The following is a 17,527-nucleotide window of genomic DNA, read 5'->3' on the forward strand; positions in this document are numbered from 1 at the left end:
GAGCCTGGCGGCCAAATCCGGGTAGCCTCCGTGGGCCCTGGGTGCCTTACGCCTCCTTGACGCACTCCCCTGAGTGACTGTGCCCAGTCCGCCTGGGAGGGGGGGAACGGTGCACGGTCATGCGGTGGACCGCCCCACGAAGGGCTACTCCACGTCCCCGCCGGAGTCGGTGGACTTGGGAGCGTCCGTCGCGGCGGCGGACTCGCCGCCCTCGCCCTCTTCGGTGTCGGAGGGGGCATCCGTCGGCGCGGAGCCGCCGTCCGCCTCCAGCAGCCGCGCCAGCTGCCTGCCGACGATCCGCTTGAACTTCCGCTGCTGCGGCCGCGTGCGGTCCAGGACCGCGACCTCCAGCCGCTCCGCGGGGATCTCCCGCTCGCTGCCGTTGGGATCGCGCGACAGCGCCTGCACCGCCAGCTTCAGCGCCTCGGCGAGCGTCATCCCGTCGCGGTGCCGCTGGTCCAGGAAGGTGCTGATCTGCTCGGCATTGCCGCCGACCGCGACCGAGCCGTGCTCGTCGACGATCGAGCCGTCGTGCGGCAGCCGGTAGATCTGGTCGCCCTCGGGCTCGGCGCCCACCTCCGCGACCACCAGCTCCACCTCGTACGGCTTCTCGGCCGCACTGGAGAAGATGGTGCCCAGCGTCTGCGCGTAGACGTTGGCCAGCCCACGGGCCGTCACATCGTCACGGTCGTAGGTGTATCCGCGCAGATCGGCATAGCGCACGCCGCCGATGCGGAGATTCTCGTATTCGTTGTACTTGCCGGCGGCGGCGAAACCGATCCGGTCGTAGATCTCGCTGAACTTGTGCAGCGCACGGGACGGGTTCTCGCCGACGAACACAATGCCGTCGGCATACTGCAGCACAACCAGGCTGCGACCACGGGCAATGCCCTTCCGGGCGTATTCCGCCCGGTCGGCCATGGCCTGCTGAGGTGAGACATAGAACGGCGTCGACACCGGTTATCCGTCCCTTTCTGTCAGTGACAAGAGCATCGAAGAAGCAGCGGAACGGAGGTCAGAGCAGCGCGGCGCGCGGGCCGTCGGGCTGCTCCAGCCGGTGTTCCAGGATGGAGCGGGCGATCTCGGAGGATTCCGCCTCGTCCAGCTTCCGGAAGCCCTCGTCGGTGATGACGGTGACGATCGGATAGATCCGCCGGGCCACATCCGGACCGCCGGTCGCCGAATCGTCGTCCGCGGCGTCGTACAGCGCCTGGACGACCAGGGTGAGAGCCTCCTGCTCCGTCAGGTCCTGGCGGTAGAGCTTCTTCATCGAGCTGCGGGCGAAGACCGACCCGGAGCCCGTGGCCGCGTAGCCGTGCTCCTCGGAACGGCCACCGGTGACGTCGTACGAGAAGATGCGGCCCTTCTCGCGGTCGACGTCGAAGCCGGCGAAGAGCGGCACGACGGCGAGGCCCTGCATGGCCATGGCCAGATTGCTGCGGATCATCGTGGAGAGCCGGTTGGCCTTGCCCTCCAGGGAGAGCTGCGCGCCCTCGACCTTCTCGAAGTGCTCCAGCTCCAGCTGGAAGAGCTTCACCATCTCCACGGCCAGTCCGGCCGTGCCGGCGATGCCCACCGCCGAGTACTCGTCGGCCGGGAAGACCTTCTCGATGTCGCGCTGAGCGATCACATTGCCCATGGTCGCGCGCCGGTCACCGGCCAGGACCACACCGCCGGGGAACGTCGCCGCGACGATGGTCGTCCCGTGCGGCGCCTCGATGGCCCCTTGCAGGGGCGGCAGGCTCCGGTTGCCCGGGAGCATCCCGGGTGACTGGTCGGACAGGAAATCCATGAACGAAGAGGATCCCGGCGTCAGGAAGGCAGCTGGTAGACGCCCGGTGCTACGAGTGTTGGCTTCCACGCGTTTCCCTCCAGGTAAGCGACGGCCCTGAGCAAGGCGTCAGGATCGTCTCCCAACTTGCCGATGGCCGAATTGCAGTTGATGCGGTTACGCCACGGACCCTACCCGTCCCGTGGCGGTGATCCACATGAACCGCGGGGCAGCTGCACGGCTCGCGGTGCCGCTTGCGCCCGCGCGGTACGGGCCGACCCGGCCCGTACCGCGCGCACCGCTCTCTACTCCCCCGCGTTCACATCCGTGAACTACTGTCCACCCTTTTGAACGAAGGAGCGCACGAAGTCCTCTGCGTTCTCCTCGAGCACGTCATCGATCTCGTCCAGAACCGAGTCGACGTCGTCGCTCAACTTCTCCTGGCGGTCCTTGAGGTCCTCGGAGGCCTGCGCGTCCTGCGCCTGCTCCTCGACCTCCTCGGTGGAACGCGTCGCCTTCTGCTGTCCGCCGCCGGTGTCCTTGGTCGCCATCTAGCTCACCCCGCTCGGTTCGAAGCACTTGATCAGACCCTACCCACGGGCTCCGACATCGGCCCGGTACTTCCCTCAACGTCCGGGGGACATCCCGATGATTCCCCGATCCCGGCCCTTTCAGCCGCCCGACAGGACCTGGACCAGCTCCTCCGCCGTACGGCAGCGGTCCAGGAGCTCCTTGACGTGGTTACGGGTGCCGCGCAGCGGTTCCAGGGTCGGTACCCGTTGCAGCGAGTCATGACCCGGCAGATCGAAGATGACCGAGTCCCAGGAGGCCGCCGCCACGTCGTCGGCGTACTGCTCCAGGCAGCGGCCGCGGAAATAGGCCCTGGTGTCCTCCGGAGGCTTCGTACGGGCCTGCTCGACCTCGCTCTCGTCCAGCAGCCGCTTCATCTTCCCGCGGGCCGCCAGACGGTTGTACAGGCCCTTCTCGGCCCGCACGTCGGCGTACTGGAGATCCACCAGATGCAGGCGTGCTGCGTCCCAGTCCAGGCTGTCGCGGCGGCGGTAGCCCTCCATGAGCTCCCGCTTGGCGATCCAGTCGAGCTCGCCGGACAGGCTCATCGGATCGTTCTCCAGCCGGTTGAGGGTGTCCTCCCAGCGGATCAGGACGTCCTTGGTCTGCTCGTCGGCGTCGGCCCCGTACCGCTCCTCGACGTACTTGCGGCCCAGCTCGAAGTACTCCATCTGCAGCTGTACCGCGGTGAGGGTGCGGCCGCCGCGCAGCGTGATGAGGTGCTTCAGCGTCGGGTCGTGGGAGACGTGGTGCAGGGTGCGCACCGGCTGGTCGACCGCGAGATCGACGTTGATGAAGCCGTCCTCGATCATGGAGAGGACCAGGGCGGTGGTGCCGAGCTTGAGATAGGTGGAGATCTCCGAGAGGTTCGCGTCCCCGATGATCACATGGAGCCGGCGGTACTTCTCGGCGTCGGAGTGGGGTTCGTCCCGGGTGTTGATGATGGGGCGCTTGAGCGTGGTCTCCAGCCCGACCTCGACCTCGAAGTAGTCGGCGCGCTGGCTGATCTGGAAGCCGTGCTCGTGGCCGTCCTGGCCGATTCCCACGCGTCCCGCGCCGGTGACCACCTGGCGGGAGACGAAGAACGGGGTCAGATGGCGCACGATGTCCGAGAAGGGGGTTTCCCGCTTCATCAGGTAGTTCTCGTGCGTGCCGTACGAGGCGCCCTTGTTGTCGGTGTTGTTCTTGTAGAGGTGGATCGGCTGGGCACCGGGAAGCTGGGCCGCGCGCTCGGCGGCTTCGGCCATGATGCGTTCGCCGGCCTTGTCCCAGAGGACCGCGTCCCGCGGATTGGTGACTTCCGGGGAGCTGTATTCCGGGTGCGCGTGGTCGACGTAGAGGCGGGCCCCATTGGTGAGGATGACATTGGCGAGGCCGATGTCCTCGTCGGTGAGCTGACTGGAGTCCGCAGTCTCGCGGGCGAGGTCGAAACCTCGCGCGTCCCGCAGCGGGTTCTCCTCCTCGAAGTCCCAGCGGGCGCGGCGCGCCCGGTGCATCGCCGCTGCGTAGGCGTTGACGATCTGGGACGAGGTGAGCATGGCATTGGCGTTGGGGTGGCCGGGGACGGAGATCCCGTACTCCGTCTCGATGCCCATTACTCGCCGTACGGTCATGCGGCCCTCCTTGCCCGGCGGCGCTCCCTTGAGGGGCGGCGCTCCAGTACCGCTGCTTGTCGGTGCGCGTGCACTGCCCGTCCACGCACTGCGCGACCGGGCGGTACGCAAGAGCCTAGAGCGCCTCTGTGCTGGTGGGGAGATCAATTGCGTCATTGCTGCGGTGTCGCGCGAGCCGTACCGAAAGCAACCGGCTGCGGATGCCCGGCCGGGCATCCGCAGCCTGTCCGCGTTCTACAGGTACTGCCCGGTGTTCGCCACCGTGTCGATGGAGCGACCGGTGTCCGCGCCCTGCTTTCCGGTGACGAGCGTGCGGATGAAGACGATCCGCTCGCCCTTCTTGCCGGAGATCCTGGCCCAGTCGTCCGGGTTGGTGGTGTTCGGCAGGTCCTCGTTCTCCTTGAACTCGTCCACGCATGCCTGGAGGAGATGGGAGACGCGAAGGCCCTTCTGGCCCTGGTCGAGGAAGGCCTTGATGGCCATCTTCTTGGCCCGGTCGACGATGTTCTGGATCATCGCGCCGGAGTTGAAGTCCTTGAAGTACAGGACTTCCTTGTCGCCGTTGGCGTACGTGACCTCGAGGAAGCGGTTCTCCTCGGACTCGGTGTACATCCGCTCGACGACGGACTGGATCATGGCGTGTGCGGCGGCTTCCTTGGAGCCGGTGTGCTCCGCGAGGTCGTCCGCGTGCAGGGGCAGCGAAGGCGTGAGGTACTTCGCGAAGATGTCCTTCGCGGCCTCCGCGTCCGGGCGCTCGATCTTGATCTTCACATCGAGGCGGCCGGGTCGCAGGATCGCGGGGTCGATCATGTCCTCGCGGTTGGAGGCGCCGATGACGATGACGTTCTCCAGGCCCTCGACGCCGTCGATCTCGGCGAGCAGCTGGGGGACGATGGTGTTCTCCACGTCCGAGCTGACGCCGGATCCCCGGGTCCGGAAGAGGGACTCCATCTCGTCGAAGAAGACGATGACGGGGGTGCCCTCGCTCGCCTTCTCACGGGCACGCTGGAAGACCAGGCGGATGTGCCGCTCGGTCTCGCCGACGTACTTGTTGAGAAGCTCCGGACCCTTGATGTTGAGGAAGTAGCTCTTGCCCGCCGGCTGGCCGGTGACCTCGGCGACCTTCTTGGCAAGGGAGTTGGCGACGGCCTTGGCGATGAGCGTCTTGCCGCAGCCGGGCGGACCGTAGAGCAGGATGCCCTTCGGCGGACGCAGTTCGTGTTCCTTGAAGAGGTCGGGGTGGAGGTAGGGGAGCTCGACCGCGTCCCGGATCAGTTCGATCTGGTCGCCCAGGCCGCCGATCTTGTCGTAGTCGATGTCCGGTACCTCTTCGAGGACGAGCTCTTCGACCTCGCTCTTGGGGACCACTTCGTAGACGTAGCCGGACCTGGGTTCGAGCAGGAGGGCGTCGCCGGGGCGGATGGTGATGTCCAGCAGCGGCTCGGCGAGCCTCACCACCCGTTCCTCGTCGGTGTGCCCGATGACCAGGGCCCGCTCGCCGTCCTCGAGGATTTCCTTGAGGGTGACGATGTCCCCGGCCCGCTCGAATTCCATGGCGTCGACCACATTGAGCGCTTCGTTGAGCATGACTTCCTGGCCGCGCCGGAGGTCGTCGAGCTCGACACTGGGGCTGACATTCACCCGGAGCTTTCGGCCCCCGGTGAAGATGTCGCAGGTGCCGTCCTCATTGCCCTGCAGAAACACACCGAAACCGGCCGGCGGCTGTGCGAGCCGGTCGACTTCTTCCTTGAGGGCCACGATCTGGTCGCGGGCCTCGCGCAATGTGTTGGCGAGCCGTTCATTCTGTGCGGACACGCCTGCCAGGTTGGTCTGCAACTCGACGATCCGCTCTTCGAGAATCCTCGTATGGCGCGGAGAGTCGGCGAGCTTACGTCGCAGGACGGCGATTTCCTGCTCGAGATAGGCGACCTGGCCGGCTGGGTCTTCGGACCCCCGCCCGGGCCGGATGCCGCGGTTGATGTCGTCGTCGTGGGCTGCCACGGTCCTCACCTCCTCCAAGGGGAGCTGGACGCTTCCTGACCCTACCTGGGTGGGTGATGATTGAAACCCCTAGATCACAAAGACTGCGGGGTGTGTCCGATCTTCACCCTTGCGTTCCCCCTCGTGTCAGGGGAATACCCACCCTTCAACATCGGAAAGCGGCCGGTTGTATCGTCGAACCGTTCAACACCCGTCAGGGCTGGCTTCTTTTGGTTCGGATACGCAGGGAACGGCAGGAGAAATGACCGTGCAGCAGGACGCTCCCAACGGCGGCGACGCGCAGGACCTGGAGGTCTGGATCGACCAGGACCTCTGCACGGGAGACGGCATCTGTGTCCAGTACGCGCCCGAGGTGTTCGAGCTGGACATCGACGGTCTGGCCTATGTGAAGAGCGCGGACGACGAGTTGCTGCAGGACGCGGGCGCGACGACGCCCGTTCCGCTGCCGCTCCTCCAGGACGTCGTCGATTCGGCCAAGGAGTGTCCGGGCGACTGCATCCACGTACGTCGCGTTTCGGACAGCGTCGAGGTGTACGGCCCCGAGGCCGCCTGATCGGGCCGCCTCGGGCCTCCGGTCACCCTCGGTGTCCGGTCAGACGCTGCTCGGAGCGGCCTGGGTGGCGCGGACGAACGCGCCGCCCTTCCACTGCCAGGTGACCCGCTCCTGCTGGTCGGGGCAGCAGCGCGCCACCGCGTCCGAGGAGTAGCCGAGCAGAGTGGCCGAAATGACTCCGTCACGCACCGCGAAATCGCCGACGCTCATCTCCTGGGCGGGGTCCACCAGGGTCGCCACGACCCGCGGTGCGGCCCCACTTCCGCGTGTGAGGACGTAGACGCCGCTGGGCGGGGTCCCTGAGCCGGCCGCGCAGCGGACCACCGCGACGGTCTCGGGGCGGCCGTCGCCGTCGAGGTCGCCGGTGGCCTGCTTGGCCACGGCGCTCTCCAGTCCGCCGCATTCCAGGGGGAAGTCCGCCCGTGCCGGATCGGGGGCGGTGACGTTCGCGGTGCCGTGCTGCGCCGTGGTGCGGTGAGGGGTGGAGGCAGAGGCCGCGGGGTCCGGCTGGAGCAGGCCTGCGGCCGCGACGACGGCGGCCATGGCTGCCGCGGTGGCGAGCCAGTGCAGCGGCTTGGTGTCGGTGTGCGCGAGGTCCGGGAGCTCGGAGGTCTGCACGCGGGATGTCTCCTGTGGTTCCTGTGGTTCGAGGATGCCGGGGTGGACGGCGCCGGTGCGTTGCGCGGTCAGCCGCGGGAGGAGCCGCTCTGGCTGCCGGGACCGTCGTAGTCCTCGCCGTAGGCACCCTTGGCGGGGCGGCGGCGGCGCAGCGGGGCCTCCACACCGTCGGCCAGGCGGCGGGCGGTGACGAGGAAGCCGGTGTGGCCGATCATGCGGTGGTCCGGGCGGACGGCCAGGCCCTCGACGTGCCAGTTGCGGATCATCGATTCCCAGGGCTGCGGTTCCGCGAAGCAGCCGATCTCGCGGATGGACTCGACGGTCCGCGCGAGCTGGGTGGTGGTGGCGACGTACGCGCAGAGGATGCCGCCGGGCACCAGCGCCTTGGAGACGGCTTCCAGGCACTCCCAGGGGGCGAGCATGTCGAGGACGACGCGGTCGACGTCGGTGTCCGAGAGGTTGTCCTGGAGGTCGCCGACGGTGAGCTGCCAGGCCGGGTGCGGTTCGCCGAAGTAGCGTTCCACGTTCTGCTGGGCGATCTCGGCGAAGTCCTCGCGGCGCTCGTAGGAGTGCAGCATGCCCTGGTCGCCGATGGCGCGCAGCAGGAAGGTGGAGAGCGAGCCGGAGCCGACGCCGGCCTCCACGACGCGGGCGCCGGGGAAGATGTCGGCGAAGGCCAGGATCTGCCCCGCGTCCTTGGGGTAGACCACGGCGGCGCCGCGGGGCATGGACAGGACGTAGTCGGGGAGCAGGGGGCGCAGCGCGAGATAGGCGACGTTTCCCGTGGTTCGGACAACACTGCCCTCGGGGGCACCGATCAGCTCGTCGTGCGGGAAAGAACCCTTGTGGGTGTGGAAGTTCTTTCCGGCTTCGAGCGTGAAGGTGTAGTGGCGTCCCTTGGGATCGGTGAGCTGGACCTGGTCCCCGACCTTGAAGGGCCCGCGTCGGCGGGCGGCACCGGTCGGTTCAGACATGTGACCAGCGTACCGGTGATTCCCGGGGCGCCTACCGCGAGCCCCGGGCGGACTCCGGCGGTCAGGCGGCCGGTCTGGCCAGGGCGGCGACGAACGCACGTTCGACGTCGGCGGTGGAGAGGACGCCGTAGATCTCACCGGTCTCCTCCAGCACGAGGTACTCGGTGGCCGGGCTGGCCTTGAGCCTGTCCAGGAGTGCCTCGCCGGACAGCTCGGCGGAGACCTTCATGCCTTCGGTGAGGTCCTGGGCGAGACCGCTGACGGCCACCCAGGGGCGGCGGTGTTCCGGCACACCGACGATGGCCGTCTCCCGGACGATGCCCTTGGGCTCGCCGTGTCCGTCGACGACGACGAGGGCGCGGGCGCCCGCCTCGTTGGCCCGGCGCAGGGCCTCGGAGAGCGGGGTGGCGGATTCCACCGGGACGGCGCGCCGGGTGAGGGTGCGGGCGCGCAGCTCGGGGAGGTGTTCGCGCAGGCGGGCCATGCGCAGGCTGTTGCCCGCTCCGGTCCAGATGATCGCGGCGAGGATGGCGGCGAGCAGGGCGTCGGTGATGGTGTCCATGCCGCTGAGGTCGCCGGGGTCGTTGCCGAAGGTCCCGGTGTGGGTGAGCAGCGGCAGGCCGATCAGGGTGATGACGGCGAGGGCGCGGCCGACCCAGGCGGCGGCGACGGTGCCGCTCATCGGCCGCCCGGTGATCTTCCAGACGACGGCGCGGAGCATCCGCCCGCCGTCCAGCGGGAGGCCGGGGAGGAGGTTGAAGGCGGCCACCAGCAGGTTGGAGATCATCAGTCCGGCGAGCAGGACACCGGGCACGGTGCCGGGGGCGACGAACTTCATCCCGCCGTAGAACACGCCCGCGAGCACCAGGGAGAGCAGCGGTCCGACGAAGGCGAGCAGGAATTCGCGGCCCGGGGTCTCGGACTCCTTCTCGATCTCGGAGACGCCGCCGAAGAACTGGAGCTGGATGCGGCGCACCGGCAGCTTGTAGCGCAGCGCCACGACGGTGTGGGCGAGTTCGTGGACGAGCACGGAGGCGTAGAAGGCGATCGCAAAGAAGAGCGCGACCAGATAACGCGCCGCACCGAGCTCGGGCAGCACCCGGTCGAGCTGACCGCCGAAGACCCAGGTGATCAGTGCGGCCACGAGGAACCAGCTGGGCGCGACGTACACGGGCACGCCGAAGGGGCGGCCCATGAGAATGCCGCCTCCGGGCTCTTCGGGGCGCTGCGGTTCACCCTTGTCGGGGCCGGCGCCAGGGGGCGTTCCCCCTGCACCGGGCTGCGGCCGCCCGCTGTCGCCGCTCTCGTCCACGGGGTCCCTTCGGTCGGTGCCCTACGGCACGATCATGCAGTGTTCGAGGCTGTGTGGTCGATGGTATGCCGCCCGCTGTCAGTGGCGGGCCGTAGGGTCTTCGACATGACCTCCCTGCCGCGGCCCGCTCAGCCGCCTTCGTCCCTGTCGCCGTCGCGGGCGAGCGATTTCATGCAGTGTCCGCTGCTGTACCGCTTCCGGGTCATCGACAAACTGCCGGAGAAGCCCAGCGAGGCGGCTACCCGGGGCACGCTGGTGCATGCGGTGCTGGAGCGGCTCTTCGACAATCCGGCGGTGGAGCGCACCGCCGGCCGGGCCACGGCGCTGGTCCCCGCCCAGTGGGACCGGCTGCTGGAGTCGAAGCCGGAGCTGTCGGAGCTGTTCGCCGAGGACGCCGGGGGCGAGCGGCTCTCGCGCTGGCTCTCGGAGGCGGAGGGCCTGGTGGAGCGGTGGTTCTCGCTGGAGGATCCGACGCGTCTGGAGCCTGCCGAGCGGGAGCTCTTCGTCGAGACGGAGCTGGAGTCGGGACTGCGGCTGCGCGGGGTGATCGACCGGATCGACGTGGCGCCGACGGGCGAGGTCCGGATCGTCGACTACAAGACGGGGAAGGCACCGCGCCCGGAGTACGCGGAGGGCGCGCTCTTCCAGATGAAGTTCTACGCCCTGGTGATCTGGCGGCTGAAGGGTGTGGTGCCGCGCCGGCTCCAGCTGGTCTACCTCGGCAGCGGGGACATCCTGACGTACGACCCGGTGGTGGCGGATCTGGAGCGGGTGGAGCGCAAGCTGCTGGCGCTGTGGGACGCGATCCGGCTGGCCACGGAGACGGGCGAGTGGCGGCCCCGGCCGACGAAGCTCTGCGGCTGGTGCGACCACCGGTCGGTCTGTCCCGAATTCGGCGGTACTCCCCCGGTCTATCCATTGACGGTCCGCCCGGCGGAGCCGGAGCAGGATGTGCAGGGCAGAATGGATCCGGTCCGCGCTGAGGCCGGCCGGCCTGTGGCCCTCGAAGGACCGTGAAGGAGACCCTGTGGCTATCCGCGTCCTACTGGTCGACGACCAGCCCCTGCTGCGCACCGGCTTCCGGATGATTCTGGAGGCGGAAGGTGATCTCGCGGTGGTGGGTGAGGCCGGTGACGGTCTCCAGGCTCTCGACCAGGTGCGGGCGCTGCAGCCCGATGTGGTGCTGATGGACATCCGCATGCCGCGGATGGACGGCGTCGAGGCGACGCGCCAGATCACCGGGCCGGGCCGCGACGGTCCGGCGAAGGTGCTGGTGCTGACGACGTTCGATCTCGACGAGTACGTGGTGGAGGCGCTGCGCGCCGGCGCCAGCGGCTTCCTGCTGAAGGACGCTCCGGCCAATGAGCTGGTGCAGGCCATCCGGGTGGTCGCGGCGGGCGAGGCGATGCTCGCACCGAGCATCACCCGCAGGCTCCTCGACAAGTACGCGGACCATCTGCCGTCCGGCGAGGATCCGGTGCCCGACACGCTGCACACGCTGACCGACCGCGAGGTCGAGGTGCTGAAGCTGGTGGCACGCGGTCTGTCCAATGCAGAGATCGCCGCGGATCTGTTCGTCAGCGAGACGACGGTCAAGACCCATGTCGGCCATGTGCTGACCAAGCTCGGACTGCGCGACCGGGTGCAGGCCGCCGTGTACGCGTACGAGAGCGGTCTGGTGCGCCCCGGCGCCCAGTGAGCGGGGCGGGGAGAGCGGCTCCTCCGGCCAGGTGCGGCCGGGGGCGCCGTCCGTGCTCAGACGCGGCCGTCGCCCAGCGCCCAGAGCTGGAGTTCCGCGGAGGAGCTGACCGCCCACTCGACACCGGTGAGGTCCTCGCGGGAGGCGACGTACTGCTTGCCCTGCCAGATCGGCAGTACCGGGACGTCGTTGGCGACGATGTCCTGGAGCTGCTGGAAGGTCTTGGTCGAGGCACTGCGGTCGGTCTCGCGGCGGGACTGCGGAATGAGCGTCTTCTGGGCCAGGGCCGACTTGTAGGGCGAGTTGAGGAAGTTGTTCCTGTCGAGGAACGGCGCCGTGAAGTTGTCGGGGTCCGGGAAGTCGGGGAACCAGCCCATGCCGTAGACGGCGTAGTCGCCGCGCAGCTGTGCCGGGCGGTACTTCGCCCAGGGGGCTCCCTGGACGGTGACGTCGAACAGTCCGGTGTCGTTGAACTGCTTCTTCAGTCTTCCGAACTCGGCGGCGTTGCCGGCACCGACACGGTCGGTCGGGTAGTGGAGCGTGAGCTTCACCGGGGTGTCGACGCCTGCGGCGTTCAGGATCGCCGCAGCCTTCGTGGGGCTGGGTTCGCTGTACTTGTTGTAGAACGAGTTGGCGTGCGCGGTGATGCCGGGCGGGATCAGCGAGTACAGCGGCTCGGCCGTGGTGCCGTACACCTTGCTCGCGATTTCACCGCGGTCGACGACCTGGGCCATGGCCTGGCGGACGGCCTTGTTCTTCACGGCCGGGTCGTTGGTGTTGAAGCCCAGGAAATGGATGGCGAGGCCGGGCATCTCGGTGAGCTTGATGCCGTCCCTGGGCTTTTCGAGCATCTGCTGGGACTGCTCGGGCGACATGGTGCGGGTCATCATGTCGATCTTCTGGTTGTCGAGGGCCTTGCCCATGGCCGCCGGGTCGGGAAAGACGTCCAGCTCGACCTTCTCGTTCCGTACCTTCAGGTCCCCCTTGTAGTGAGGGTTCCTGGTGAAGCGCACCTTGACGATCCGATTGTGCTCGACTTCCGGCTTCATGGTGTACGGGCCGGAGCCGTCCACCTGGAATCCGGTACGCGCGGACTTCGCCGCGTACCGGCTCCGCGGCACGATCCCGGCGACCGGGGTGGCGAGCTTGTACGGAAACGTGGCGTCCGGCGCGCGCAGGTGGAAGATGACCTCCCGCTCGCCCTGTGTCTCGACCGTGTCGATGTTGTCGAGCAGGGCGACGGGCCCGTTGGCGGCATCGATGCGGATGACGCGGTCGATGGAGTACTTCACGTCGTCGGCGGTCATGGCCTTGCCGTCGGCGAACTTCAGACCGCTGCGCAGCTTGCAGCGGTAGCTCTCGTTCTGCGTGTCCGTGAAGGTGCAGCTCTCCGCGGCTTCGGGCACCGGCTCGCCGCCGCCGCGCGGCACATGCACCAGGGTCTGCACGGTCTGCCGGAGCACGTTCCACACACCGGCTTCGTAGCCGATGGCGGGATCGAGCGGCGCGGGACTGTCCTTCGAGGCGACGAACTGGTCCGTGGTGCCGACAACGATGGCGGCCTTGCCATCGCTCCCGTCACCCGACGCGCCGCAGGCGGCGAGTGCGGGTGCGAGCAGGCCGACGACGGCCGGCAGCACCAGAGTCTTGCGGTTCATCTTGGACGCTCTCCCTCATCCGGGCATGGAGAAAGCGACATTAGTAGGCGTCGTCGGCAATGCCGGACCGGAGAAGTCCCCGCGCGTAATCAGATGGTGATGGGAATGAACGGCGAGCCGCTTTCACGCGTCGGAAGGGTTTCGTAGATATCAGAATGAACCGGGACATTTCAATTCCTCAAAACGGACACGTCGGGTGATCTCGAAAACCCTCCGAAGCGCATTCGGGTGAGAAAGCTCACGCCTCGGCCGTTCGAATCCCTTATCGTACGCCCGGCATTCCCACACTTAGGCGCGACAGAAAATGCACCATTCGCCGCCAAGGGCTTTTCCGTTCATTCACAGAAACACTCTCGGTACGCGGATCAACGCGTTCCCGTGACCAGTCCCCGGAGGAAGGCGAGATCGACTTCTTCGAGCGAACGCACGACCACCCGGCCGGACGCGGGGGCGATGGGAGCGACGGACGGTACGGCGACCACCCGGCAGCCCGCCGCCTCCGCGGCCGCGACACCGGTCGCGGTGTCCTCGATGACCGCACAGCGCTCGGGCTCCGCACCGAAGCCGGAAGCGGCAGTGAGATAGGGCTCCGGGTGCGGCTTCGTACGGGAGACCTCGTCGCCCGCGACGGTGAGCGCGAAGTGGTGACGGCCCACCGATTCCAGCACCCGGTCGATGATCCGCCGGTGCGAGGCGGAGACCAGGGCCGTCGGGATGTCGTGCTTGACCAGTTCGGCCAGCAGCCGGGCCGCGCCCGGCATCAGCGGCACCCCGCGGCCGATGCGCTTCTCGAAGCGGTCGTTGAGCAGCACGGTGAGTTCGTCGAGGGTGATGTCCGCGCCGGTGACGTCCATGAGGTAGCCGGCGCTGCGGGTCATCGGTCCGCCGACCACCACGTCCCGCCAGGCCTCGTCGAGCCGGTGACCGAGCTCGGCGAAGACCTCCACCTCCGCGTCCCACCAGAACCCCTCGGTGTCGACGAGGGTGCCGTCCATGTCGAGGAGGACGGCCTGGAGCGCGGCGCCTTCGGCCGTGCGGGTCAAGGACGCGGGGACCGTGCTGGTCATCCGGCACACCTTCCGTAAGGGACGAGAAGGCCGGCCGCCATTTCCCGTGGGAAGGGCGACCGGCCTGCACTGGGCCGACAAGTGTACGACTTGTCCTGCTACCGCGCGTTGAACATCGTCTTACCGCGCGTTGAAGTACTTCGCCTCCGGGTGATGGATGACGATCGCGTCGGTGGACTGCTCCGGATGCAGCTGGAATTCCTCCGAGAGATGCACCCCGATCCGCTCCGGCTGGAGCAGCTCGGCGATCTTCGCCCGGTCCTCCAGGTCGGGGCAGGCACCGTAGCCGAGGGAGAAGCGCGCCCCCCGGTACTTCAGCGCGAACATGTCCTCGACATCGGACGGGTCCTCGCCGCCGAAGCCCAGCTCCGAGCGGACCCGGGCGTGCCAGTACTCGGCCAGGGCCTCGGCCAGCTGTACGGACAGGCCGTGCAGCTCCAGGTAGTCGCGGTAGGAGTTGGCCTCGAAGAGCTTCGCGGTCTCGCCGCCGATCTTCGAGCCGACGGTGACGACCTGGAGACCGATCACATCCCTCTCGCCGGACTCCTCGGGACGGAAGAAGTCCGCGAGGCAGAGCCGCCGGCCGCGGCGCTGGCGCGGGAAGGTGAAGCGGGTCCGCTCGGAGCCGTCCTCGTGGAGCAGGATCAGGTCGTCGCCCTTGGACACGCAGGGGAAGTAGCCGTAGACGACGGCGGCTTCCAGGAGGTTCTCGGTGTGGAGCTTGTCGAGCCAGCCGCGCAGGTGCGGGCGGCCCTCGGTCTCCACCAGCTCCTCGTACGTCGGTCCGTCGCCGGCGCGGGCCTGCTTCAGTCCCCACTGGCCCTTGAAGAGGGCGCCCTCGTCGAGCCAGGACGCGTACTCCTTGAGCTGGATGCCCTTGACGACCCGGGTGCCCCAGAAGGGGGGCTCGGGGACCGGGTTGTCGATGGCGACGTCCGAGCGGACGCCCTCCTGCGGCTCGTCGACCTCCAGGACCGCGGTGTCGCGCTTGGGCACCCGGCGCTGCTTGAGCTCGGGCAGGACCGCACCCGGGACACCACGCTTGACCGCGATCAACGCGTCCATCAGGCGCAGCCCCTCGAACGCGTCGCGGGCGTAGCGGACCTCGCCCTCGTAGATCTCGTGGAGGTCCTGCTCGACGTAGGCCCGGGTGAGGGCCGCGCCGCCGAGGATGACGGGGAAGTCGGCGGCCAGCTTGCGCTGGTTCAGCTCCTCCAGGTTCTCCTTCATGATCACGGTGGACTTCACCAGGAGGCCGGACATGCCGATGACGTCGGCCCGGTGTTCCTCGGCGGCTTCCAGGATCGCGGAGACGGGCTGCTTGATGCCGAGGTTGACGACGTTGTAGCCGTTGTTGGACAGGATGATGTCGACGAGGTTCTTGCCGATGTCGTGGACGTCGCCGCGGACCGTGGCCAGGACGATGGTGCCCTTGCCCTCGGCGTCGGACTTCTCCATGTGCGGTTCGAGGTGTGCCACCGCGGTCTTCATGACCTCGGCGGACTGGAGGACGAAGGGCAGCTGCATCTGGCCGGAGCCGAAGAGCTCGCCGACGACCTTCATGCCCTCCAGGAGGGTGTCGTTGACGATGTCGAGGGCCGGGCGGGTCCGCAGCGCCTCGTCGAGGTCGTTCTCCAGGCCGTTCTTCTCACCGTCGATGATGCGGCGCTGGAGCCGCTCGTCGAGCGGCAGGGCCAGGAGCTCCTCGGCCTTGCCCGCCTTCATCGACTTCGTGCTGACGCCCTCGAACAGCTCCATGAGCCGCTGCAGCGGGTCGTACCCCTCGGCGCGCCGGTCGTGGATCAGGTCGAGGGCGACCTTGACCTGCTCCTCCTCCAGGCGGGCGATCGGCAGGATCTTGGAGGCGTGCACGATCGCGGAGTCGAGTCCGGCCTTGACGCACTCGTCGAGGAAGACGGAGTTCAGCACGACGCGGGCGGCCGGATTGAGGCCGAAGGAGATGTTGGACAGGCCCAGCGTGGTCTGCACGTCGGGGTGGCGCTTCTTCAGCTCACGGATCGCCTCGATGGTGGCGATGCCGTCGCCGCGGGACTCCTCCTGACCGGTGCAGATGGTGAAGGTGAGGGCGTCGATCAGGATGTCCGACTCCTGGATGCCCCAGTTGCCGGTCAGGTCCGCGATCAGCCGCTCGGCGACGGCGACCTTGTGCTCGACGGTGCGGGCCTGGCCCTCCTCGTCGATGGTCAGCGCGATCAGCGCGGCACCGTGCTCCACGGCCAGCGCGGTGACCTTGGCGAACCGGGACTCGGGACCGTCGCCGTCCTCGTAGTTGACCGAGTTCAGGACGGCACGCCCGCCCAGCTTCTCCAGGCCGGCCCGCAGCACGGGCAGCTCCGTCGAGTCCAGCACGATCGGGAGCGTGGACGCGGTGGCGAACCGGCCGGCCAGCTCCTCCATGTCCGCCACACCGTCACGGCCCACGTAGTCGACGCAGAGGTCGAGCATGTGCGCGCCCTCGCGGATCTGGTCACGTGCCATCTCCACGCAGTCGTCCCAGCGGGCTTCGAGCATGGCCTCGCGGAACTTCTTCGACCCGTTGGCGTTCGTACGCTCGCCGATCGCGAGGTACGAGGTGTCCTGGCGGAACGGGACGGTCTGGTAGAGGGAGGCGGCACCCGGCTCGGGGCGCGGGGTGCGGGAGGTGACGGCCACACCGCGGACCCGCTCGACGACCTGGCGCAGGTGCTCCGGAGTCGTACCGCAGCAGCCGCCGACCAGCGATAGGCCGTACTCCTGGACGAAGGTCTCCTGCGCGTCGGCGAGCTCGGCCGGGGACAGCGGGTAGTGCGCACCGTCCTTGCCGAGCACCGGGAGGCCGGCGTTGGGCATGCAGGAGAGCGGGATGCGGGAGTGACGGGCGAGGTAGCGCAGGTGCTCGCTCATCTCGGCGGGGCCGGTGGCGCAGTTCAGGCCGATGAGGTCGATGCCGAGCGGCTCCAGGGCGGTGAGCGCCGCGCCGATCTCGGAGCCGAGCAGCATGGTGCCGGTCGTCTCGACGGTGACGGAGCAGATCACCGGGAGGTTGGCCCCGGTGGCCTCCAGGGCGCGGCGCGCGCCGATGACGGAGGCCTTCGTCTGGAGCAGGTCCTGGGTGGTCTCGACCAGGAGGGCGTCGGCGCCACCGGCGATCATGCCTTCGGCGTTCTGCTGGTAGGCGTCGCGGAGCTTGGTGTACGGGGCGTGGCCCAGCGTCGGCAGCTTCGTACCCGGGCCCATCGAGCCGAGCACCCAGCGCTGCTGCCCGGTGGAGACGGTGAACTCGTCGGCGACCTCGCGGGCGATGCGCGCGCCGGACTCGGAGAGCTCGAAGACCCGCTCGGGAATGTCGTACTCGCCCAGGGCCGCCAGGTTGGCGCCGAAGGTGTTCGTCTCCACGCAGTCCACGCCGACGGCGAAGTACTCCTCGTGCACCGAACGCACGATGTCGGGGCGGGTGACGTTCAGGATCTCGTTGCAGCCCTCGAGGTTCTGGAAGTCGTCGAGGGTCGGGTCCTGTGCCTGGAGCATGGTGCCCATGGCGCCGTCGGCCACCACTACACGGGTGGCGAGCGCCTCGCGGAGGGCTTCGGCTCGGTTCCGGCTGTCGGCGGAAGGGGTCGGCGACGAGGCCATGGATGTACTCCCTGGGATGCGACGGCTGTCGGCTTTGCGTCTTCGGTGGAAGGCGCAC

Annotated in this window: 14 protein-coding genes and 1 pseudogene; 3 read left to right on the forward strand and 12 right to left on the reverse strand. The window is 68.4% G+C overall.

From position 1 onward, the window contains the following. Positions 1-144: 144 nt before the first annotated feature. The 6 genes and pseudogenes from prcA to arc all read right to left on the reverse strand — a co-directional run bounded on the left by prcA (position 145) and on the right by arc (position 5,955). Positions 145-957, reverse strand: coding sequence for a proteasome subunit alpha (gene prcA, locus ACFVX4_RS11245; protein WP_072484405.1), 813 nt, complete (start codon positions 955-957; stop codon positions 145-147). A 58-nt stretch (positions 958-1,015) separates the two neighbouring features. Beyond that, the gene (prcB, locus tag ACFVX4_RS11250; protein WP_266421634.1) at positions 1,016-1,861 is read right to left on the reverse strand and encodes a proteasome subunit beta; all 846 of its coding nucleotides are present in this window, start codon (positions 1,859-1,861) and stop codon (positions 1,016-1,018) included. Then, positions 1,813-2,000, reverse strand: a pseudogene (locus tag ACFVX4_RS11255) (endonuclease domain-containing protein); the annotation flags it as partial. The pseudogene ACFVX4_RS11255 and the gene prcB, both read right to left, overlap by 49 nt. 103 nt (positions 2,001-2,103) lie before the next feature. After that, positions 2,104-2,322, reverse strand: a complete 219-nt coding sequence (locus tag ACFVX4_RS11260; RefSeq protein ID WP_266421631.1) for a ubiquitin-like protein Pup — start codon at positions 2,320-2,322, stop codon at positions 2,104-2,106. A gap of 120 nt (positions 2,323-2,442) precedes the next feature. Then, positions 2,443-3,954: a depupylase/deamidase Dop gene (gene dop, locus ACFVX4_RS11265; RefSeq protein ID WP_389974517.1), complete on the reverse strand. Its 1,512-nt coding sequence runs from the start codon at positions 3,952-3,954 to the stop codon at positions 2,443-2,445. A 234-nt stretch (positions 3,955-4,188) separates the two neighbouring features. After that, positions 4,189-5,955: a proteasome ATPase gene (arc, locus tag ACFVX4_RS11270; protein ID WP_114243629.1), complete on the reverse strand. Its 1,767-nt coding sequence runs from the start codon at positions 5,953-5,955 to the stop codon at positions 4,189-4,191. Positions 5,956-6,196: 241 nt separating this feature from the next. Here arc and ACFVX4_RS11275 point away from each other — a divergent pair, with 241 nt between their 5' ends. Then, positions 6,197-6,508, forward strand: coding sequence for a ferredoxin (locus ACFVX4_RS11275; RefSeq protein ID WP_266421625.1), 312 nt, complete (start codon positions 6,197-6,199; stop codon positions 6,506-6,508). 39 nt (positions 6,509-6,547) lie between these two features. On the opposite strand, the gene ACFVX4_RS11280 is transcribed toward ACFVX4_RS11275, so the two are convergent. The 3 genes from ACFVX4_RS11280 to ACFVX4_RS11290 all read right to left on the reverse strand — a co-directional run bounded on the left by ACFVX4_RS11280 (position 6,548) and on the right by ACFVX4_RS11290 (position 9,412). Beyond that, the gene (locus tag ACFVX4_RS11280) at positions 6,548-7,126 is read right to left on the reverse strand and encodes a hypothetical protein (protein WP_389974520.1); all 579 of its coding nucleotides are present in this window, start codon (positions 7,124-7,126) and stop codon (positions 6,548-6,550) included. Positions 7,127-7,194: 68 nt separating this feature from the next. Then, on the reverse strand, positions 7,195-8,100 hold the full coding sequence (locus tag ACFVX4_RS11285) for a tRNA (adenine-N1)-methyltransferase (protein WP_124718703.1): 906 nt from the start codon (positions 8,098-8,100) through the stop codon (positions 7,195-7,197). Positions 8,101-8,161: 61 nt separating this feature from the next. Then, a complete protein-coding gene (locus ACFVX4_RS11290) occupies positions 8,162-9,412 on the reverse strand; it encodes a site-2 protease family protein (RefSeq protein WP_389974523.1) in 1,251 nt (416 codons plus the stop codon). Between the two features lie 171 nt (positions 9,413-9,583). Between ACFVX4_RS11290 and ACFVX4_RS11295 the strand changes: the two genes are divergently transcribed. Together ACFVX4_RS11295 and ACFVX4_RS11300 are read left to right on the forward strand one after the other, a co-directional pair. Continuing rightward, positions 9,584-10,429 (forward strand): RecB family exonuclease, encoded by an 846-nt coding sequence (locus tag ACFVX4_RS11295; RefSeq protein ID WP_389974858.1) that lies wholly within the window; start codon positions 9,584-9,586, stop codon positions 10,427-10,429. 10 nt (positions 10,430-10,439) lie between these two features. Further along, the gene (locus tag ACFVX4_RS11300; protein WP_148833656.1) at positions 10,440-11,111 is read left to right on the forward strand and encodes a response regulator transcription factor; all 672 of its coding nucleotides are present in this window, start codon (positions 10,440-10,442) and stop codon (positions 11,109-11,111) included. 56 nt (positions 11,112-11,167) lie between these two features. Here ACFVX4_RS11300 and ACFVX4_RS11305 read toward each other — a convergent pair whose 3' ends face one another. The 3 genes from ACFVX4_RS11305 to metH form a co-directional block, all read right to left on the reverse strand. After that, positions 11,168-12,769: an ABC transporter substrate-binding protein gene (locus tag ACFVX4_RS11305; protein WP_389974526.1), complete on the reverse strand. Its 1,602-nt coding sequence runs from the start codon at positions 12,767-12,769 to the stop codon at positions 11,168-11,170. Positions 12,770-13,134: 365 nt separating this feature from the next. Beyond that, entirely contained in the window at positions 13,135-13,836 is a 702-nt protein-coding gene (locus ACFVX4_RS11310; protein WP_389974529.1) for an HAD family hydrolase, read from the reverse strand. A gap of 120 nt (positions 13,837-13,956) precedes the next feature. Then, a complete protein-coding gene (gene metH, locus ACFVX4_RS11315) occupies positions 13,957-17,469 on the reverse strand; it encodes a methionine synthase (RefSeq protein WP_389974532.1) in 3,513 nt (1,170 codons plus the stop codon). Positions 17,470-17,527 lie beyond the last annotated feature (58 nt).

The sequence above is a fragment of the Streptomyces sp. NPDC058240 genome (assembly GCF_042882135.1).
Taxonomy (GTDB): domain Bacteria; phylum Actinomycetota; class Actinomycetes; order Streptomycetales; family Streptomycetaceae; genus Streptomyces.